This is a genomic window from Streptomyces sp. NPDC017993 (genome assembly GCF_044328065.1).
Lineage (GTDB): Bacteria > Actinomycetota > Actinomycetes > Streptomycetales > Streptomycetaceae > Streptomyces.
The window spans coordinates 16375-35141 of record NZ_JBIRGO010000011.1; the positions used below are offsets into that span (position 1 = coordinate 16375).

Consider the following 18767-nt stretch of genomic DNA (forward strand, 5'->3'; position numbering starts at 1 on the left):
GATGGCCCGGTATGCCGCCGTTCCGGCCGGTAACCCCCACCTCCCCATTACTGAACGGGAATTCAGCACCACATCCGTTGCGACCGTTGACACGCCGCTTCGCCGATCCGGATACTGACTGGCGGTTCAGTAACTCTTCCTGCCGCCACCCCGCCACCGCCTGGAGGCACCGTGTCCGCGCTCCCTCTCGAACTGGTCGCGCTCACCCCCGAGCAGTCCGACATCGTCGACCTCACCAGGGCCTTCGCGCGGGAGGAGATCCGGCCGCGTGCCCGCGCCGTCGACGAGGCCGACACCGTCACCCCGTGGGACCTGTGGCGCGCCGCCGCCAAGGTCGGCATCACCGGCTTCATGCTCCCCGAGGAGTACGGAGGCGGCGGCTTCACCGACGTCTTCACCCAGGTCCTGGTCCAGGAGGAGCTGTGCGTCGGCGACCTCGGCATCGGCAATCTGCTGTGCTCCAACGGCTTCTTCGCCGACCCGGTGCTCACCCTCGGCACCGGGGAACAGCAGCGGACCTGGCTCACCCCCCTGGCCGGGGCCGACACGCCCATGACCGCGCTGGCCACCACGGAACCGGGCGCGGGCTCGGACGCCGCCGCCATCACCACCACCGCGGCGGAGACGAACGGCGGCTATCTGCTCAACGGCCAGAAGGCTTGGATATCCAACGCCGGTGAGGCCGACCGGTACGTCGTCTTCGCCAAGACCGACCCCACCCGGCGCGCGCGAGGCGTCTCCGCGTTCCTCCTCCGCAAGGACACCGCGGGCGTCACCTTCGGCGAGCCGATGCGCAAGATGGGCCAACGGGCCATCGTCTGCCGCGAGATCTTCTTCCAGGACGCCTTCGTGCCGGCCGGAAATCGCCTCGGCGCGGAGGGCGAGGGGTTCCGCGGCCTGATGCGCACCTTCGACATTTCCCGCACCGTGCTCGGTGCCGCCGCCACGGGGGTGGCCCGCGCCGCCTACGAGTACGCCGTCGACTACGCCCGTACGCGAACCCAGTTCGGCAAGCCGATCATCGAGCACCAGGCCGTCGCCTTCCGGCTCGCCGACATGCGCAACCGGCTGGAGCAGGCCCGGCTGATGACCTGGCGCGCCGCCAAGCGGCTGGACGCAGGACTGGACGCCACGACCGAGGCCGCCATGGCGAAGCTGACGGCCTCCGAGACGGCCGCGTACTGCACCTGGGCGGCCGTCCAGACCCTCGGGGGCTGGGGGTACTCACGGGAGTACCCGGTCGAGCAGTGGATGCGCGACGCCCGGCTGGAGGAGATCGAGGAGGGAACCTCCGACATCATGCGGCTCGTCATCGCGCGTGGCCTGTGATGGCCCCGCGGACCGTCACCGGAGGCGAGGCGCTCGTCCGCGCCCTCGCCGCCCATGGCACCGATCTCGCCTTCGGCATCCCCGGCACCCACAACCTGGAGATCTACCGGCATCTCGCGGGCCACGGGATCCGGCACATCGCGCCCCGCCACGAGCAGGGCGCCGGATACGCCGCGGACGGCTACGCCCGCGCCACCGGCCGCCCCGGCGTCGCGATCACCACCACCGGGCCCGCCCTGCTCAACATCGCGGCGGCGGTCGGCCAGGCCCACTCCGACAGCGTTCCGCTGCTGGTCGTCTCCCCCGGCATGCCGCTGCGTCATCCCAGCCTGGCCACCGGCACGCTGCACGAGATGCCGGGCCAGAGCGAGGCGTTCGGGCATCTCACCGCGTTCAGCCACCGCGTCACCTCCGTCGAGGAGATCGACGCGGCGGTCGCCCGTGCCTTCACCCGCTTCCGCTCCCGGCGCCCCCGCCCCGTCCACATCGAGGTCCCGCTCGATCTGCTGACGGCCGCGGCGCCCGTGGGCCCGCCCCGCCTCGCGCCGCCGCACCTGGCACCGCGCCCGCAGCCCGAGAGCGTGCGGGCGGCGGCAACGGCCCTGAACCGGGCCCGGCGGCCGGCGCTGGTGCTCGGTGGCGGCGCACACGGCGCGAAGGACGAGGTGCTGGAGCTGGCCGGGCGCCTCTGCGTGCCGGTGGCCACCACCGCAAACGGCAAGGGGGCCTTCCCCGAGTCCCATCCGCTGGCGGTCGGTGTCCGCCTGCACAGCGCGGCGGTCCAGAAGTGGCTGGCCGACTGCGACGCCGTACTGGCCGTCGGCACCGAACTCGCCGAATCCGACCTGTGGTCCGCCCTGCCCGCGCTCACCGGGACACTGATCCGCGTCGACATCGACCCGGCCCAGATGTACGCGGGCCGCCCCGCGGACATCCCCCTGGTCGGTGACGCGCGGGAGACCGTGCGCGGTCTCCTGGACGAACTCACCCTGTCGGAGGGCGGGTCGGGCCCCGACGCGGGAGCGAACCGCTCCGCCGGCGTCCTCGGCTCCGCTGCGGCACTGCGGACCGCGGCCGACGCCACGATCGACGCGCGCGACACCCGGCGGCTGCCCTTCCTCGCGGCGATGCGGTCCGTTCTGCCGCCCGAGACGGTCTGGACCTCCGACAGCGCACAGTGCTGCTACTACGGCGCGCTCCCGCACCTCCCCGTCGACCCGCCGGGCCGCTACCTCCACCCCACGGGCTTCGGCACGCTGGGCTACGCCCTGCCCGCGGCCGTCGGGGTCAAGGCGGGCGCCCCCGAACGGCCGGTCGTGGCACTCAGCGGCGACGGCGGACTGCAGTTCACCGTGCAGGAGTTGGCGACCGCGGCCGACCTGGGCCTGCCCCTGCCGGTCGTGGTCTTCGACAACGGCGGCTACGGGGAGATCCGCGACGAGATGTCCGCCCGCGGCGATGCCCCGGTGGCCGTCGACCATCCGCCGCTCGATCTGGGTGCCCTCGCCCGGGCGTACGGCGGACAGGGCACCCGGGCGGCCACGCCCGCCGAACTGGCCGACGCGCTGCGGACCGCGCTGACGGTGCCGGGCCCCACGGTGATCACCGTCCCCGAACCGACGGGGTCCGCGGGGCTGCCCGAACTCACCGAGCCCACCGCGCACACCGGAACGACAGCGAGGGCCGCCGCCGCAGGCCGGGACGGGGCCGGCTCCCCACAGTCGGCTGAGCCGGCAGCGAACACCCAGCACACTCAGCACACCGAACACGCCGAGCACACCCAGCACCCAGACCGCACCGGTCCCGCCCGACGCACCGCCCCCACCGGAGGAGAACACCCATGAGCGCAGGCACCGCCCCGTTGATCTCCCTGACCTGGACCGATCACCTCACCGGTCACCGTGGCCACCTCGTCATCGACCGGCTGGTGCGCGGCGTCGCCAGCGGCGGACTGCGGATGCGGGCGGGCTGCACCCTGGAGGAAGTCACCGGGCTCGCCCGCGGCATGACGATGAAGGAAGCCCTCCACCACGACCCGGCGGCCCGCTACATCCCGCTCGGCGGCGCCAAGGGCGGCATCGACTGCGACCCGCACGACCCCGCCGCGTACGGCGTGCTGACCCGCTACCTCCAGGCGATGCGCCCCTACATCGAGCAGTTCTGGACGACCGGCGAGGACCTGGGCCTGACCCAGGACCTGGTGGACAGGGCCGCGGCGGAGGCCGGGCTGGTCTCCTCGATCCAGGCCGTCTATCCGCTGCTCGACGACGAAGGCGCCGCCCGGCAGCGGCTCGCCGACGCCTTCTCTGTCGAGGTGGACGGCATCGGGCTGGACGAGCTGGCCGGCGGTTGCGGGGTCGCCGAGGCGGTGCTGGCCACCCTCGACCGGGCCGGGACGCCGTACCGGGACACCCGTGTCGCGCTCCAGGGGCTGGGCACGATGGGGGGAGCCACCGCACGTTTCCTGGCCCGCGCCGGTCTGCGGATCGTCGCCGTCGCCGATGTGAAGGGAACGGTCGCCAACCCGCGCGGTCTGGACATCGAGGCGTTGCTGCGCGGCCGCGACGCCTTCGGCGCCATGGACCGTACGGCGCTGCGTCCCGGTGATGTGGAACTGCCGCCCGAGGCGTGGCTCGCGGCCGAGGTCGATGTCCTCGTTCCCGCGGCCGTCTCCTACTGCGTGCACGCCGCCAACCAGGAGCGGATCACCGCGCGTTGGATCGTGGAGGCGGCGAACATGCCGGTCGTGCCGGAGGCCGAGGCGCTGCTGGCGGCCCGCGGCATCACCGTCCTGCCGGACGTCGTCGTCAACTCCGGTACCAACGCATGGTGGTGGTGGACCCTCTTCGGGGACATCGGCGCCGATCCGGATGAGGCGTTCGCCCACATCCGCACGTCGATGCGGCGGTTGATCGACCGGACGCTGGCCCGTGCGGCGGCCGACGGCAGCACGCCGCGCGCCGCCGCGCACGCCCTGGTCGCCGACCGGCTCCCGGAGATCACCGAGCGCTACGGATGCCACAGGTGACCGACTCCCCACCCGATGTCACGGCCTGGGAGCCGCTGTTCGATCCACGCTGCGTCGCCGTCGTCGGGGCGTCCGACAATCCGGAGAAGTGGGGGTACCGGCTCGCCGTGGGCGCCCTGTCAGGACGCCACCGCCGCACCGTCCATCTCGTCAACCGGCGCGGCGGCAGCCTGCGGGGCGTGCCCTTCCTGCCCACTCTCGCGGCACTGCCGGGCGCGCCCGAACACATCGTGGTGGCGGTGCCGCGGGCCGGCGTCCGCCAGGTGGTCGCGGACGGGGTCGCCGCCGGTGCCCGCTGGTTCACCGTCATCACGTCGGGCTCCGGGACAGCGGCCGAGGACCGGGAACTGGCCGCGCTCGTCACCGCGCACGGGGCGCGGCTGCTCGGCCCCAACTGCATGGGCGTCGTCGACACCGACAGCGAACTCAGGCTCACCTGGGGTGACTTCCCCCGGGGGAACGTGGGCATGGTCTCGCAGAGCGGCAACCTCGCGTTGGAGACGGCGCGGCTGCTCGCCCGCGCCGGACAGGGCGTCTCCCGCTTCGTCTCGCTCGGCAACCAGGCGGACGTCGACGCCGCCGACGCCCTCGAAGCACTCATCCCGCACCCGCCCACCCGGGTGATCGCCGCGTACGTGGAGGACTTCCGGGACGGGCGTCGCATGGCCAGGACCCTGGCGGCGGCGCGGGCGGCGGGCAAGCCCGTGCTGCTGCTTTCGGCCGGCCGCAGCGAGGCCGCCGGGCGGGCCGCCGCCTCCCACACGGGCGCCCTGGTCAGCGCGCACGCCACCGTCGCCGCTGTCTGCCGGGACGCGGGCGCCCTGCTGCTGAACAGCGCGGGCGAGCTCATCGACACGGCCGTTGCCCTGCTCGCCCCGGCGCTGCCCCGGGGTCGGCGGGTGGCCGTCGCCGGTGACAGCGGCGGCCAGGGCGCGTTGGCCGCGGACACGCTGACGGCGCACGACCTCGACGTACCGCGGCTCTCGCCGGACACCGCGGCGGCTGTCGCGGCCCATCTGCCGCCCGGCGCCCCGGCCGGCAATCCCGTCGATCTGGCCGGCGCGGGCGAGGCGGATCTTGGCAACTACGTTCGTGTCAGCGGCGCCCTGCTCGCGAGCGGGGAGGCCGACGCCGCCGTCCTGACCGGCTATTTCGGGGATTACGCGACGGCCAACGCGGCCCAGGAGCAGCGTGAGTGCGAGACGGCCCGCGAGCTGGCGGCGCTGGTGGCGGCGCACGACCGGCCGCTGCTGGTGCATTCGATGGCGCGGGACACCGCCGCGCTGTCCGTCCTGCGCGCGCACGGCATACCGGTCTACGAGCGCATCGAGCAGGCCGCCGTCGCCCTCGCCAACGCCGTTCTGTGGCAACGAAGTTCACCACGGCCACCGCCGGCGCAGGTGGTCCCCCACAGCCCGTCGCGGTCCGGCACCGACGGTTCGTACCCGGCGATGCGCGCACTGCTGCGCTCGTACGGCGTGGACTTTCCCGAGGCGGCGTTCGTGCACAGCGCCGACGAGGCGGCGCGCGCCGCCCGCCGGATCGGCTATCCCGTCGTCCTCAAAGCCATGGGCCTGGCTCACAAGACCGAGGCCGGCGGAGTCGCCCTGCGCCTGCGCGACGAGACCGCACTGCGTGCCGCGTTCGCCGGCATGGTGGCGGTGACCGGCGCCTCGGCGTTCGTGGTCGAGGCGATGGCCGCGCCGCCGCACGCGGTCGAACTCATCGCCGGTGTGCGCCGGGACCCGGCGTTCGGCCCCGTGCTGATGGCCGGCATGGGCGGGGTGACCGCCGAACTGCTCGCCGACACCGCGCTCGCGCTCGCTCCCCTGACCGTCGACCGCGCTCATGACCTGCTGCGATCGCTGCGGGGCGCGCCCCTGCTGACCGGCTGGCGGGGCGCGCCGGGGGTCGATCTGGACGCCACGGCGCACGCCCTGATCGCGCTGGGGCAACTCGCCGTCGACCACCCCGAGTTGTCCGAGATCGAGATCAATCCCCTGCTCTGCCATCCCGGCGGTGTGCTGGCGCTGGACGCCCACGCCGTTCCGGCCGCCCCCCGCACGAAAGGCGATCGACCATGAGCCCTGCCACCGAGGAGTTCCCGGGCCGCACCTACCTCGTGACCGGCGGCGGCAGCGGCATCGGCCGCGCCGTCGCGCTCGCCCTGGGGGCGGCCGGTGCGAACGTCGTCGTCGCGGGACGCACCCCCGGCAAGCTGGCGGAAACCGTCCGCCTGCTGCGGGAGGCAGGCGCCGAGGGCCTCGCCGTGCCGACCGACGTACGCGATTCCGAAGCCGTCGACGCGCTCGTGGCCCGCGCCGTGGACCACTTCGGGGCCCTGGACGGCCTGGTCAACAACGCCGCCGGGAACTTCGTCACGCCCGGCATCGACATCAGCCCCAACGGCTGGCGCGCCGTGGTCGACATCGTGCTCAACGGCTCCTTCCTCTGCACCCGGGCGGTCGCCCGCCAGCTCCGCGCGCAGGGCACGCCGGGCGCGATCCTGTCGGTGATCGCGACCTACGCCTGGCACGGCCACCCCGGCACGGTGCACTCCGCCGCCGCCAAGGCGGGCGTACTGGCCATGACCCGCACCCTCGCCGTCGAACTCGCCCCGCTCGGCATCCGGTTGAACTGCGTCGCTCCGGGCCCCACGGAGACCGAGGGCGCGGGCGCGGCACTGTGGGCGACGCAGGAGGCCCGTGCCGCGGTCCTCTCCGGGGTTCCCGCGGGACGCTTCGCCACCCCGCAGGAGATCGCCGATACCGCGCTTTTCCTGCTCGGTGACCGCGCGGCGTACGTGACCGGCGAGTGCCTCACCGTGGACGGCGGGCAGTGGCTCGGAAAGCAGGTGTACGGGCGGTCCACCGCCCCGGGCGCGTAACCGCCCCCTTCGGCCGCTGCGGCCCGCCCCCGTGGAACCGGGAGCGGGCCGCAGGGGTTTCGCGTGCGGGGCGGCTCGCCGGGTGACCGAACGGACCGCACCCATGGCGGGAGGCCGGGTGTCCGCCCCCGGCCTCCTGCTCCCTCTCCGGTCCCCCGCGTCCGGGGCTACGGCTCCACCGACAGCGCCGCCGGCTCCCCGGCGCCCTCACCTCGCTCGGCGCGGGCCGCCGCGGCCCCTGCCGCCCGGCCACGGCGGCGGGCCGGCGCTCCCAGGACGGCGAACAGCAGGCCCACCCCGATAAAGAGCAGCAGCGGCAGGACCTGGCTGAGGGTGTACTGCAGCCGCTGCCCCGCGAAACTCTCGGGGAGGGAGGCCGCCGACGAGCCGTCCGTGCCGAACCAGCCGACCCCGAAGCCGGGCCAGATCAGCACCACGACGGTGAACGCGACCAGCCCGGTCGCGAGGACGGTGACCACCCAGGCCCCGGCACGACCGCCCGGCACGCGGTACGGGCGGGGGGTGTCCGGGTACTTGCGGCGCAGCACCAGCAGGCTCGGGAAGGTGATCACGTAGGAGATGAACGTGGTGCTGATGGTCAGCCCGAGACCGGCCGCGAAGTACTTCTCCCCGTCTCCGTCGGTCAGATTCAGCGCCACGATCAGCAGGAGGGAGGCGAGGACCGCGGACAGCAGATTGACCCGTACCGGGGTGCCGTGGCGCTCGGAGAACCGGCCGAGCCAGGCGGGCCCGGCGCCGTCGGCGCAGGCGACCGCCTGCGCCCGGTGGGCTCCCATGGCCCAGGTGACGCCACTGGTGAGGACACCGACGATCATCCCGGCCGCCGCGATGCTGCCGAGGACGGATCCGAAACCGGTCAGCGTGACGGCGCCGTCGGCCGAGATGTGCCCGCCGTAGACGGTGAACACCGCCTTGCAGGCGTCGATGAACCCGCCGAGACTGCCGATCCGCTCACTGGGCAGGACGAACAGGATGCCCAGGATCGGGCCGCCGTAGAGCACCAACGAGGCCATCCCGGAGCGGAGGATGGACAGCGGGAGGTCGCGCTTGGGGTTGGTCATCTCCTCGGCGGCGGTGCTGGGCAGTTCGAAGCCCACGTAGTTGAAGATCAGCACGGGGACGAGCGCCACGAACCCGACATAGGTGGGGGCGAACTCGGCGGGGGGGCAGCGGGTGTACGCCGTGCCGGACGGCGTAGAGGATCACGGAGACCAGGAAGAAGCCGAGGAGCACGATCCGGGCCACGGCACCGGCGATGGGCACCCACTTGCCGATCCGCACGGACTGGACGACGGCCAGCGCACCGGCCCAGATGAACACCAGCCCGGCGGCGTACTTCCACAACCCCGGCAGCGGCGTGAAGAACTGCTCCCAGGTGGTCAGCGCGATGATGCACAGACTGCCCCCCAGCCAGACCGGGTTGGAGAGCCAGTAGAGCACCTGATTGACGCCCGCGGTCAGCCGCCCGAAGGCCAGTCGCGTCCAGACGTAAGGCCCGCCCTGCACGGGGAAGGACGAGCCGAGCTCGGCGACCAGCAGTCCGTACGGCAGGAAGAAGAGGACGGCCAGCACAGCCATCCAGGTCAGCCCCTGCGGTCCCGCCGCGGCCACCGAACCGATGGTGTCCAGTCCGACGAGGGTGCAGACCAGGAAGAAGAAGACATCGAGCCGGCGCAGGTCCTTGCGGAGACGGGAGCGCTGCTCGCGCCAACCCGCGGACAGATCAGGTGCGTTGCCTTCCGGCGGGGACGATGGTGGGGTCACGGGCACGACCTCCTACGGGCGTGGCGTTCGGCGGCGACCAACGGAACTGACTGAACGCACAGTCAGTAAGAGCAGACTGTGGAGGCCACCACACAGGCCGGTCAAGGGGTCGTCGCGATGTTTCGTGCACCACAGCGGCGCACACCGCGCCCCGGCCACTGAGTAGGGTGACGGAGTGGCGAGGGTACGGTTGAGCGTGGAAGAGCGGCGCGAGGAACTGCTGCGCGCCGCCGTGGGGCAGATCGAGCAGCGCGGCGTGGCGGCCCTGCGGGTGGCCGATGTCGCCGCCGAACTCAAGGTGAGCAACGCGCTGGTGCTCTATCACTTCGCGACGAAGGAGAAGCTCGTCGCGGCGGCCTTCCGCTACGCCGCGGAGGCCGATCTGGCCCACCTGCAGTCCCTCCTCGGCCGGCGCGGCAGCGCCCTGCGCCGCCTGCGCGCCGCTCTTCGCTGGTACTCCCCCACCGGGCAGGCCAAGGGCTGGAAGCTGTGGATCGAGGGCTGGGCGGCTTCGCTGCGCGAGCCCGTGCTGCGTGACGTGGCCCAGGACCTCGACCGGCAGTGGAAGGCGGCGCTCGCCGAGGTCATCGCGGAGGGCGCGGCCGCCGGCGAGTTCAGTTGCGCCGACGCGGAGGGCGCGGCATGGCGGCTGACCGCCCTGCTCGACGGCTTCGCCGTACAGACGATCACCTACGCGGGGGCACTGCCACGCCGCACGATGCAGGGGTGGGTCGAGGACGCGCTCACCCGCGAACTGGGCCTCGACACGGCCGATACCGCCGACACCGCTGACACGTCCGGGGACTAGAGCCCATCCGGCGGATCATTGCCCCACGGCAGGTGGGCCCCGGGGCAGTCATCCGCCTGACGCGACCGGGACAGTCGTCACACCATCGAGAACTTGGCAACGTACTCGTCGAAGGGCTCGATGCCGACTTCCGCACGCAGTTCGTCGATGCGCTCGGGCTCTTCACAAGGCCATGGGACCGGCGCCCCGTCCTTCACGCCGGCGATCTGCGTACCGTAGACCTGCTTGCGGCCCTCATTGACCAGCGTGCGGTCGCGCAGAAAGGCCAGTTCGCGTGATCCGGCCGAGCCCGCCGACACCGCCTGCCGCATCAGCTGGAGGGCGCGGCGCTGAACGTCGAGCTGCCGGTCGGCGTGCTGGGCGATCAGCCACGCCGCGCGCGCGGCCTCCTCGCCGACCAGCTCTGCCGTCGGCCAGCCGAACACATCCATGATCTCTCCGAGTCGGTCACCGTGGCGTGCGGTCAGCCGGCGCCACTCCAACTGCTCAGCCGGATCATCACTGTTCGCGCGGATTGCGGACCGGTGATCGGCCGCAGCCATGTCCGCGAGTTCCGCCACCAGCGCGGCAACGTCGTGCGCCACTCTCGACTCCCAGGGTAGGACGATGCGTTGTGCTCGTTGTCCGCAACCCTATGGGCGCATATCGGGCGTAAAGATCATTCAGGAGAACGGTGACAGGCGCCTGCGCGCACCGGGACAATGGATGTACGCCCGGAGCCGGAGCCGGATCACAGCCACGGTCACGATGCCGTGGAAGACATGGGCACGCTTGCCGTATCGCGTGGCCACAGCCCGGAAGCCCATAAGGGCATCTATCGTCCGCTCGACTTCGCTGCGGCGCTTGCAGATCTCCTGGTCGAAGCCGGCCGGACGATCGCCCTTGCCGCTCACGCCTCCGGCGTCGACGTCGTGTCAGGTCGCTTCGGGGCGCGCGAGGCGGAGCAGCAGCCGGTGGAGCGTTTCGCGGTCGTGGGCGGGCAACGGTGCCGTCAGGCTGTCCGTCACGCGGCGGCTGGCCTCGTCCGTGTCACGCAGGAATGCCTCGCCCTTCCCGGTGAGGACGACGATCCGGCTGCGGCGGTCGGAGGGTGCGGGCGCCCGCTCGACGAACCCCCGCTCCTCGAGATCGTCGACGAGTCCGACGATGGCGCTCGGGTCGTAGCCGAGCCGGGTGCTCAACTCACGCTGGAGCGCGCCGTCGACGGTGGCGAGGTAACGCAGCAGGGCGTAGTGGCGCAGCCGGAGGCCGGACTCCTGGAGGGCCGCGTTGAAGAGCTGCCCCGAGCGCAGGCCGAGGCGGTAGAGCAGGTAGCCGGTGTCGGCGTACAGGCCCCGCATCCAGGGCTCGTCCGCGTCGAGGGGCGTGCCGGGGGCGGCGCTGGGGGTGGGTTCGGTGCTGATGACGTACTCCGTGGTCGTGGCCGTGCACGGGGAACGGCGGGCCGCCGCCAGGGCCAGCATGCCACACACCCGAGTCGACAACAACTATTGACGTTGACAACTATTGGCCTTAGCTTCCTTTCGGCCGGACCGCATACCGAAGGGACCTCCCTCATGGCGCAGAGCAATGCCTCAACTCCCCCTGTCACAAACACTGTTGACCTGTCCGGCAAGGTCGCCGTCGTCACCGGCTCCGGCCGGGGTCTCGGCCTCGCCTACGCCACCGCCCTCGCCCGCGCCGGGGCTTTCGTGGTCGTCAACGACCTGGAGGAGGCCGTCGCCGAGGAAGCCGCCAAGGCCGTCACCGAGGCCGCCGGCGACAGCGGCGGGCGGGCCGTGGCCGAGGCGGTCGCCGTGGGAACCGCCGAGGCCGCCGACCGCCTGGTGGCCCGTGCCGTCGAGGAGTTCGGACGGCTGGACATCCTGGTCACCAACGCGGGCGTCCTCCGCGACCGGGTGCTGTGGAAGATGTCCGACGAGGATTTCGACGCGGTGATCACCACCCACCTCAAGGGCACCTTCACCTGCGCCCGCGCCGCCGCCGTCCGGATGCGCGAACAGGGCGACGGCGGCAGCCTGATCCTTGTCGGCTCCCCGGCGGGCCAGCGCGGCAACTTCGGGCAGACCAACTACTCCGCGGCCAAGGCCGGGATCGCCGCGATGACCCGTACCTGGTCGATGGAGCTCGCCAGGTCGAAGATCACGGTCAACGCCGTCGTGCCGGTCGCCGCCACCGCCATGACGGAGACCATCCCCGCGTTCGCGCCGTACGTGGAAGCGCTGAGCCAGGGAACTCCACTGCCGGACTTCCTGCGCAAGGGCGAGGGCTTCGGCACCGCCGAGGACTGCGCGGCGCTCGTTGCCTTCCTCGCTTCCGACGCGGCGCGCGAGGTGACCGGGCAGTGCGTGGGCATCGGCGGGGACCGGCTCGCGCTGTGGTCGCATCCGCGGGAGGCCGCCACCGCGTACGCCGACGGCGGCTGGAGTCCGCAGGCCATCGCCGACGCCTGGCACACCTCCGTCGGCGCCCGCCCGGAGTCGGTCGGCATCCCCGCCCCCCGCGTCCCGGAGGTCTGAGCCGCATGGACGTCAGCACGCTCACCGCGATCGACGTACACACCCACGCCGAGGTCTCCGCCAGGGGGCACTCCTCCCTCGCCGACGACCTCCACGACGCGTCCGGCGCCTACTTCAAGGTCGAGGGCAAGCGGAAGCCGACGCTGGAGGAGATGGCGGCCTACTACCGCGAACGGAACATGGCCGCCGTCGTGTTCACCGTCGACGCCGAGTCCGCCACCGGCACCGCGCCGGTGCCCAACGAAGAGGTCGCCGAGGCCGCCGCGGCGCATCCCGACGCCCTGATTCCCTTCGCCTCCCTCGACCCGTTCCGCGGCAAGGCCGCCGTCCGGCAGGCCCGCCGCCTGGTGACGGAGTACGGCGTCCGGGGCTTCAAGTTCCACCCCAGCATCCAGGGCTTCTTCCCCAACGACCGGCTGGCTTACGGGCTGTACGAGGTCATCGAGGAGACCGGCACCATCGCCCTCTTCCACACCGGCCAGACCGGCATCGGCGCGGGCGTCCCGGGCGGTGGCGGCATCCGGCTGAAGTACTCCAACCCGCTGTACGTCGATGACGTCGCCGCCGACTTCCCGCACCTGAAGATCATCCTGGCCCACCCCTCCTTCCCCTGGCAGGACGAGGCCCTCGCGGTGGCCACCCACAAGCCCGGCGTGCACATCGACCTGTCCGGCTGGTCCCCGAAGTACTTCCCGCCGCAGCTGGTCCACTACGCGAACAGTCTGCTCCAGGACAAGGTCCTGTTCGGCTCGGACTTCCCCGTCCTCACCCCGGACCGCTGGCTCGCCGACTTCGACAAGCTCACGATCAAGGACCACGTCCGGCCGAAGATCCTCAAGGACAACGCCGCCCGCCTGCTCGGGCTCACCCACTCGTAACTCGTAGAGGGGCGCAACGATGCGCAACGAGGGACTGGGGTCGTGGCCCGCACGCCGGGCCCGCAAGACCCCCCACCGCACCGCCCTCATCCACGAGGGCACCGCCACCACCTACGCACAGCTCCACGACCGCACCACCCGTCTTGCCCACGCCCTCCGCACCGCCGGCGTCCGCCGGGGCGACCGGGTCGCCTACCTCGGCCCGAACCACCCCTCCTACCTGGAGACGCTGTTCGCCGCCGGGCTCCTCGGCGCGGTCTTCGTTCCGCTCAACACCCGCCTCGCACCGGACGAGATCGGCTTCCAGCTCACCGACTCCGGCGCCCGCCTGCTGATCCGCTCCCCGCAGCTCGCGCACCTGGTCCCGGAGAGCGTCGCGCCGGAGCGGACGGTGGAGACCGGCGAGGAGTACGAAGGGCTGCTCGCCGCCGCGACCGCCGGCCCCCTGGACGAGGCGGTCGCCGGCACCGACACCTGCCTCATCATGTACACCTCGGGCACGACCGGCCGGGCCAAGGGCGCCGTGCTCACCCACGCCAACCTGGTGTGGAACAGCATCAACGTCCTGGTCGACGCCGACCTCAGCGCCGACGATCGCGCACTCGTGACCGCCCCGCTCTTCCACACCGCCGGGCTCGGCATGCTCACCCTGCCCGTGCTGCTCAAGGGCGGCACCTGTGTCCTGGTCGAGTCCTTCGACCCGGACGGCACCCTGGCCCTGATCGAGGAACAGGGCATCACCACCATGTTCGGCGTCCCCACCATGTACGAGCGGATCGCCGCCGGTGCGCGCTGGCCGTCGGCCGACCTGTCCTCGCTGCGCACCCTCCAGTGCGGCGGCTCGCCCGTACCGACCGCGCTGATCGACACCTACCTGCGGCGCGGCCTGGTCTTCCAGCAGGGCTACGGCATGACCGAGGCCGCGCCCGGCGTCCTCTTCCTGGACTCCGAACACGCCGTCTCCAAGGCGGGTTCGGCCGGGGTACCGCACTTCTTCACCGACGTACGCGTCGTACGCCCCGACCTCACCGACGCCGCCATCGGCGAGCCCGGGGAGGTGCTGGTCCGCGGGCCGCACGTGATGTCCGGGTACTGGGGCCTGCCGGAGGCCGGCGCGCAGGCGCTCGCCGACGGATGGCTGCGTACGGGCGACGCCGCCCGGATCGACGCCGACGGCTACATGACCATCGTCGACCGCTTCAAAGACATGATCATCTCGGGCGGCGAGAACATCTACCCCGCCGAGGTCGAGGACGCCCTGGCCGCCCACCCCGGCATCGCGGAGTGCGCCGTCATCGGCGTCCCCGACACGACATGGGGCGAGGTACCCCGCGCGGTCGTCGTCCCTGCCGACCCGCAGGCACCACCCTCCCTGGACGACATCCGCACCTTCCTCGACGGGCGCCTCGCCTCCTACAAGAGGCCCAAGTCCATGCGGCTCGCCGACAGGCTGCCGCGCACCGCCTCCGGCAAGCTCCGCAAGCCCCTGCTGCGCGAGCGCTACGGCGACGACGCCTGAGCCGTGCCACCCCGCCCCAACTCGCCGCACGTTCCCACCACTTACCCCTGGAGCACCTCATGAGCAGCACCGTGACCATCGACGGCCTGGCCGAACTCAAGAAGCTCGCCGGCAGCGAGCTCGGCACCAGCGAGTGGATCGAGATCACCCAGGAACGGATCGACACCTTCGCCGACGCGACCGGCGACCACCAGTGGATCCACACCGACCCCGAGCGCGCCGCCGAGGGCCCGTTCGGCGCCCCGATAGCCCACGGCTACCTCACCCTCTCGCTCTTCATCCCGCTCTTCAGCGCCCTGCTCGACGTGCGCGGCGTCACCACCAAGGTCAACTACGGCCTGGACAAGGTGCGTTTCCCCGCTCCCGTCCCGGTGGGCTCCCGCATCCGGCTGGCGGCCCGGCTCGCCTCCGTGGACGACGTACCGGGCGACGGCGTGCAGATCGCGGTCGACGGCACCATCGAGATCGAGAACGGCCCCAAGCCTGCCGCCGTCCTGCGCAGCCTCTCCCGCTTCTACGCCTAGGGGCTCCCCATGACTGCCCGCGCACCCGCCGGAACCTCCGACCGCGAACTGCGCAGAGTGGCCCTCTCCGGGCTCCTCGGCACGACCGTCGAGTTCTACGACTTCCTCGTCTACGGAACCCTCGCGGCCCTCGTCTTCAACGACCTGTTCTTCCCCGCGGCCGACCCCGCCGTCGGCACCATCGCGTCACTGGGCACGTTCGCCGCCGGATACATTGCCCGCCCCCTCGGCGGCATCCTCTTCGGCCACTACGGCGACCGTGTCGGCCGCAAGTCGATGATGCTGCTCACCATGCTCCTCATGGGCGGCGGCAGCTTCGTCATCGGCCTGCTGCCGACCTACGACACCCTCGGCATCGCGGCGCCCGTCCTGCTCGTCGTGCTCCGCGTTGTCCAGGGCCTCGCGATCGGCGGTGAGTGGGGCGGCGCCACACTCATGGCCGCCGAGCACGCCGGCGAACGCCCGCGCGGCCGGTGGACGGCCCTGACCCAGATGGGCGCCCCGCTCGGCACACTCGTCTCCACGGCCGTCGTCACCGCGCTCGCCACCCTGCCGGACGAGCAATTCCGCAGCTGGGGCTGGCGCGTGCCGTTCCTGCTCAGCATCGCGCTGCTCGGCCTGGGGCTCTACGTCCGCCTCACCCTCGCCGAGAGCCCCCTCTTCGCGGCCGCCGCGAAGCGGACGGAAACCGCCAAGGCCCCGCTGCTCTCCGTACTGCGCAGGCCCCGCGCCGTCCTGCTCGGTGCGGGAGTGGGGATCGCGCCGTTCGCGGCGCAGACCCTCATGACCACCTTCCTCATCTCGTACGCCGTCCAGCACGGCTACACCCGCCCCCAGGCGCTGCTCGGCGTCACCCTCGCCTCCGGCACGGCGCTGCTGGTGCTGCCGCTCGCCGCCGCGCTGTCCGACCGCGTCGGCCGCAGGCCGGTGGTGGCGGCCGGCGCCGTCCTCTCGGCGGCCCTCGCCTTCCCGGTCTTCGCGCTCATCAACTCGGGCAGCCCCGGCCTGCTGATCGTCGCCTGCGTGCTCGGCCACGGCATCGCGCAGTCCACGATGTACGGCCCTCTCGCGGCGCTGCTCACCGAGATGTTCGCGACCTCGGTCCGCTACACCGGCGCCTCCCTCGGCTACCAGACCGCGACCCTCGTCGGCGCCGGGTTCTCGCCGCTCATCGCGGGTGCGCTCGTCGCCTCCTACGACAGCAGCGTCCCGGTCGCGCTGATGCTCGTGACCGCCGCGGCGATCACGGTGCTGGCCGTGTGGCGCATCAAGGAGACCAGCGGCGTACGGCTCGACACGACCTCTCCACCGGCACCCCTCACCCCCGCCAAAGGAGCAACTCACCGATGAGCACCGCACGCAGCAAGGGCAGGCAACGGACCACGGTGGCCGTGCTCGCCGCGCTGCTCGCCACCGGGCTGCCCGCCCCCGCCCTCGCCGACGGAGCCGGCGGACAGGCCCGCCACCTGACCGGCACGCTCGCCTCGGGCGCCGACTACGTGATCGACGTGCCGGCCCACTGGAACGGCACCGTGCTGCTCTTCAGCCACGGCTACCGCCCCTCCGGCACGGATAACCCGGCCGCTGACGCGCCCGACGACGCGACCCGCACCCTGCTCCTCCGACGCGGCTACGCGCTGGCCGGATCCTCGTACGCCACCACCGGCTGGGCCGGCGAACAGGCCGTACCCGACCAGCTGAACACCCTCGACGCGTTCGCCCGCCGCGTCGGCAGGGCCCGGACCACCCTCGCCTGGGGCGAGTCGTACGGCGGACACGTCACCACCGCCCTCGCCGAACGCCACTCCGAACGCCTCGACGGCTCGCTGTCCGTGTGCGGACTCGTGCACGGCGGCGTCGCCAACTGGAACAACACTCTCGACCCCGCCTACGCCCTCAAGACCCTGCTCGCTCCCGGCTCCGACACCCCGCTCACCGGGTTCCGGGACCAGGAGGAGGCCCGGAACGCCTCCGCCGCGCTGAGCGCCGCTGTCCAGCGCGCCCAGGGCGGCGAGCAGGGCCGCGCCCGCATCGCCCTTGCGGCCGCACTGCACAACATTCCCGCCTGGAACGACCCGGACGGGCCCCGCCCCGAGCCAGGCGACCACACGGCCGCGGAGCGCGCGCAGTACCCGGTGGTCCAGTCCCTCCTCACGGGCCCTGCCTTCTCCTGGCGCCAGGAGGCCGAATCCCGCGCGGGCGGCAATATGTCCTGGAACACCGGCGTGGACTACACCGACATGCTGCGCCATTCCGTCAACTACCCACAGGTGAAGGTCCTTTACGAGTCCGCCGGGCTCTCCCTGCAAGACGACCTGGCCGCGCTCGCGAAGGCCCCCCGCATCCATGCGGACCGCGATGCCGTCGCCTACATCGAGCGCCACATCACCCTGTCCGGGCGGCTGCGCACACCCCAGCTGAACATCCACACCACCGGCGACCCCCTGGTACCGGTCCAGACCGAGAGCGCCTACCGAGGCGCCGCCGACCGCACCGGCAGCTCCCGGCTGCTGCGGCAGGCGTACGTGGACAACGCGGGGCACTGCACCTTCTCGCCCGGCGAGCTGGCCGCCGCGGTGAAGGCGCTCGACCACCGCGTGCACACCGGACGCTGGGGCGACACCTCGCCCCACGCCCTCAACGCCTCCGCACGGACGGCGGATCCGTCCTCGCCGGCGCGCTACCTGCCGTACCGGCCCGCGCCGTATCCACGCCCGTATTACCTTCCTCGGACACCGGGCAACGGGTCCCACAGCAAGCCAGGCAGCGAGAACCGGACATAGCCCCCGGCACGGCGAAGGGTTTCCGCCACCCGGCAGGGCACCGTTCGCGGCCGCAGTACGTTGGTGCGCCATGCGCATCACGAAGTACACCCACGCTTGTGTACGGCTGGAACACGAGGGCCGGGTACTGGTCATCGATCCCGGGACGTGGAGCGAGCCCGCCGCCTTGACCGGCGCCGACGCCGTGCTGGTGACGCACGAACACACCGATCACATCGACGTCCTCCGCCTGGCCGGGCTGGGCGTGCCGGTCTACGCCCCCGGGGAAGCGGACATCCCCGGGCTGGAGATCAACGGGGTGGCCTCCGGTACGGAGTTCACCGCGGCCGGCTTCCGCGTACGGGCGGTCGGCGGTCGCCACGCGTTCATCCACGGCGGCCAACCGGACTGCCCGAACCTCGGCTACCTCGTCGACGAGGCGGTCTACCACCCCGGCGACTCGCTGCATGTACCGGAGCAGCCGATCGAGACGCTCCTGGTGCCGGTGCAGGGATCGTGGCTGAAGACGGCGGAGGCGATCGACTTCGTCAAAGCGATCAATCCGCGGCGGGCGTTCGCGATCCACGACGGCCAGATCAACGAGCGCGGCCGCAGCAGCGTCAACGGCTGGCTCGCCGAGAAGACCCACCACGGCTACCGGTATCCGGCGCCCGGCGAATCGCTCTGAGGGCGCGGAACCCCCGGCGTGCAGGGCGCCCGCCGGCGAT

At 72.4% G+C, this 18767-nt stretch carries 17 protein-coding genes and 1 pseudogene; 13 read left to right on the forward strand and 5 right to left on the reverse strand.

Going from position 1 to position 18767, the window contains the following annotated elements:
- Positions 1-171: 171 nt before the first annotated feature.
- From ACH4FH_RS21030 to ACH4FH_RS21050, 5 genes are read left to right on the forward strand one after another with little or no spacing between them, the layout of a single operon-like run.
- Entirely contained in the window at positions 172-1329 is a 1158-nt protein-coding gene (locus ACH4FH_RS21030; RefSeq protein ID WP_398557397.1) for an acyl-CoA dehydrogenase family protein, read from the forward strand.
- Positions 1329-3173 carry a thiamine pyrophosphate-binding protein gene (locus ACH4FH_RS21035; RefSeq protein ID WP_398557398.1) on the forward strand — a complete coding sequence of 615 codons (1845 nt, stop codon included), beginning with the start codon at positions 1329-1331 and terminating at the stop codon, positions 3171-3173. The genes ACH4FH_RS21030 and ACH4FH_RS21035 overlap by 1 nt, the downstream gene beginning before the upstream one ends.
- Positions 3170-4357 carry a Glu/Leu/Phe/Val dehydrogenase dimerization domain-containing protein gene (locus tag ACH4FH_RS21040; protein ID WP_398557399.1) on the forward strand — a complete coding sequence of 396 codons (1188 nt, stop codon included), beginning with the start codon at positions 3170-3172 and terminating at the stop codon, positions 4355-4357. The genes ACH4FH_RS21035 and ACH4FH_RS21040 overlap by 4 nt, the downstream gene beginning before the upstream one ends.
- Positions 4345-6441, forward strand: coding sequence for an acetate--CoA ligase family protein (locus ACH4FH_RS21045; protein WP_398557400.1), 2097 nt, complete (start codon positions 4345-4347; stop codon positions 6439-6441). The genes ACH4FH_RS21040 and ACH4FH_RS21045 overlap by 13 nt, the downstream gene beginning before the upstream one ends.
- Positions 6438-7244 carry an SDR family oxidoreductase gene (locus tag ACH4FH_RS21050; protein WP_398557401.1) on the forward strand — a complete coding sequence of 269 codons (807 nt, stop codon included), beginning with the start codon at positions 6438-6440 and terminating at the stop codon, positions 7242-7244. The genes ACH4FH_RS21045 and ACH4FH_RS21050 overlap by 4 nt, the downstream gene beginning before the upstream one ends.
- Before the next feature lie 167 nt (positions 7245-7411).
- On the opposite strand, the gene ACH4FH_RS21055 is transcribed toward ACH4FH_RS21050, so the two are convergent.
- Positions 7412-8395, reverse strand: coding sequence for an APC family permease (locus tag ACH4FH_RS21055; RefSeq protein ID WP_398557402.1), 984 nt, complete (start codon positions 8393-8395; stop codon positions 7412-7414).
- Positions 8396-8501: 106 nt separating this feature from the next.
- Positions 8502-9035 (reverse strand): annotated as a pseudogene (locus ACH4FH_RS21060) (amino acid permease); the annotation flags it as partial.
- Positions 9036-9204: 169 nt separating this feature from the next.
- Here ACH4FH_RS21060 and ACH4FH_RS21065 point away from each other — a divergent pair.
- On the forward strand, positions 9205-9837 hold the full coding sequence (locus ACH4FH_RS21065) for a TetR family transcriptional regulator C-terminal domain-containing protein (protein ID WP_398557403.1): 633 nt from the start codon (positions 9205-9207) through the stop codon (positions 9835-9837).
- 77 nt (positions 9838-9914) lie between these two features.
- Here ACH4FH_RS21065 and ACH4FH_RS21070 read toward each other — a convergent pair whose 3' ends face one another.
- The 3 genes from ACH4FH_RS21070 to ACH4FH_RS21080 form a co-directional block, all read right to left on the reverse strand.
- The gene (locus ACH4FH_RS21070; RefSeq protein WP_398557404.1) at positions 9915-10421 is read right to left on the reverse strand and encodes a DUF6624 domain-containing protein; all 507 of its coding nucleotides are present in this window, start codon (positions 10419-10421) and stop codon (positions 9915-9917) included.
- A gap of 78 nt (positions 10422-10499) precedes the next feature.
- The gene (locus ACH4FH_RS21075) at positions 10500-10730 is read right to left on the reverse strand and encodes a hypothetical protein (protein WP_398557405.1); all 231 of its coding nucleotides are present in this window, start codon (positions 10728-10730) and stop codon (positions 10500-10502) included.
- Between the two features lie 21 nt (positions 10731-10751).
- Positions 10752-11177, reverse strand: a complete 426-nt coding sequence (locus tag ACH4FH_RS21080) for a MarR family winged helix-turn-helix transcriptional regulator (RefSeq protein ID WP_398557622.1) — start codon at positions 11175-11177, stop codon at positions 10752-10754.
- Positions 11178-11393: 216 nt separating this feature from the next.
- On the opposite strand from ACH4FH_RS21080, the gene ACH4FH_RS21085 reads away from it, so the two are divergent.
- From ACH4FH_RS21085 to ACH4FH_RS21115, 7 genes are all read left to right on the forward strand, one after another.
- Positions 11394-12356, forward strand: coding sequence for an SDR family NAD(P)-dependent oxidoreductase (locus ACH4FH_RS21085; RefSeq protein WP_398557406.1), 963 nt, complete (start codon positions 11394-11396; stop codon positions 12354-12356).
- Positions 12357-12361: 5 nt separating this feature from the next.
- Positions 12362-13234, forward strand: coding sequence for an amidohydrolase family protein (locus ACH4FH_RS21090; protein WP_398557407.1), 873 nt, complete (start codon positions 12362-12364; stop codon positions 13232-13234).
- A 19-nt stretch (positions 13235-13253) separates the two neighbouring features.
- Complete coding sequence (locus tag ACH4FH_RS21095) at positions 13254-14753, forward strand: long-chain fatty acid--CoA ligase (RefSeq protein WP_398557408.1); 1500 nt, start codon at positions 13254-13256, stop codon at positions 14751-14753.
- Between the two features lie 59 nt (positions 14754-14812).
- Positions 14813-15277 carry a MaoC family dehydratase gene (locus ACH4FH_RS21100; protein WP_398557409.1) on the forward strand — a complete coding sequence of 155 codons (465 nt, stop codon included), beginning with the start codon at positions 14813-14815 and terminating at the stop codon, positions 15275-15277.
- A 9-nt stretch (positions 15278-15286) separates the two neighbouring features.
- Positions 15287-16627, forward strand: a complete 1341-nt coding sequence (locus ACH4FH_RS21105; RefSeq protein WP_398557410.1) for an MFS transporter — start codon at positions 15287-15289, stop codon at positions 16625-16627.
- On the forward strand, positions 16624-18060 hold the full coding sequence (locus tag ACH4FH_RS21110) for an alpha/beta hydrolase family protein (protein WP_398557411.1): 1437 nt from the start codon (positions 16624-16626) through the stop codon (positions 18058-18060). Before ACH4FH_RS21105 ends, ACH4FH_RS21110 begins: the two co-directional genes overlap by 4 nt.
- Positions 18061-18130: 70 nt before the next feature.
- A complete protein-coding gene (locus tag ACH4FH_RS21115; RefSeq protein ID WP_398557412.1) occupies positions 18131-18727 on the forward strand; it encodes an MBL fold metallo-hydrolase in 597 nt (198 codons plus the stop codon).
- Positions 18728-18767: the final 40 nt, after the last annotated feature.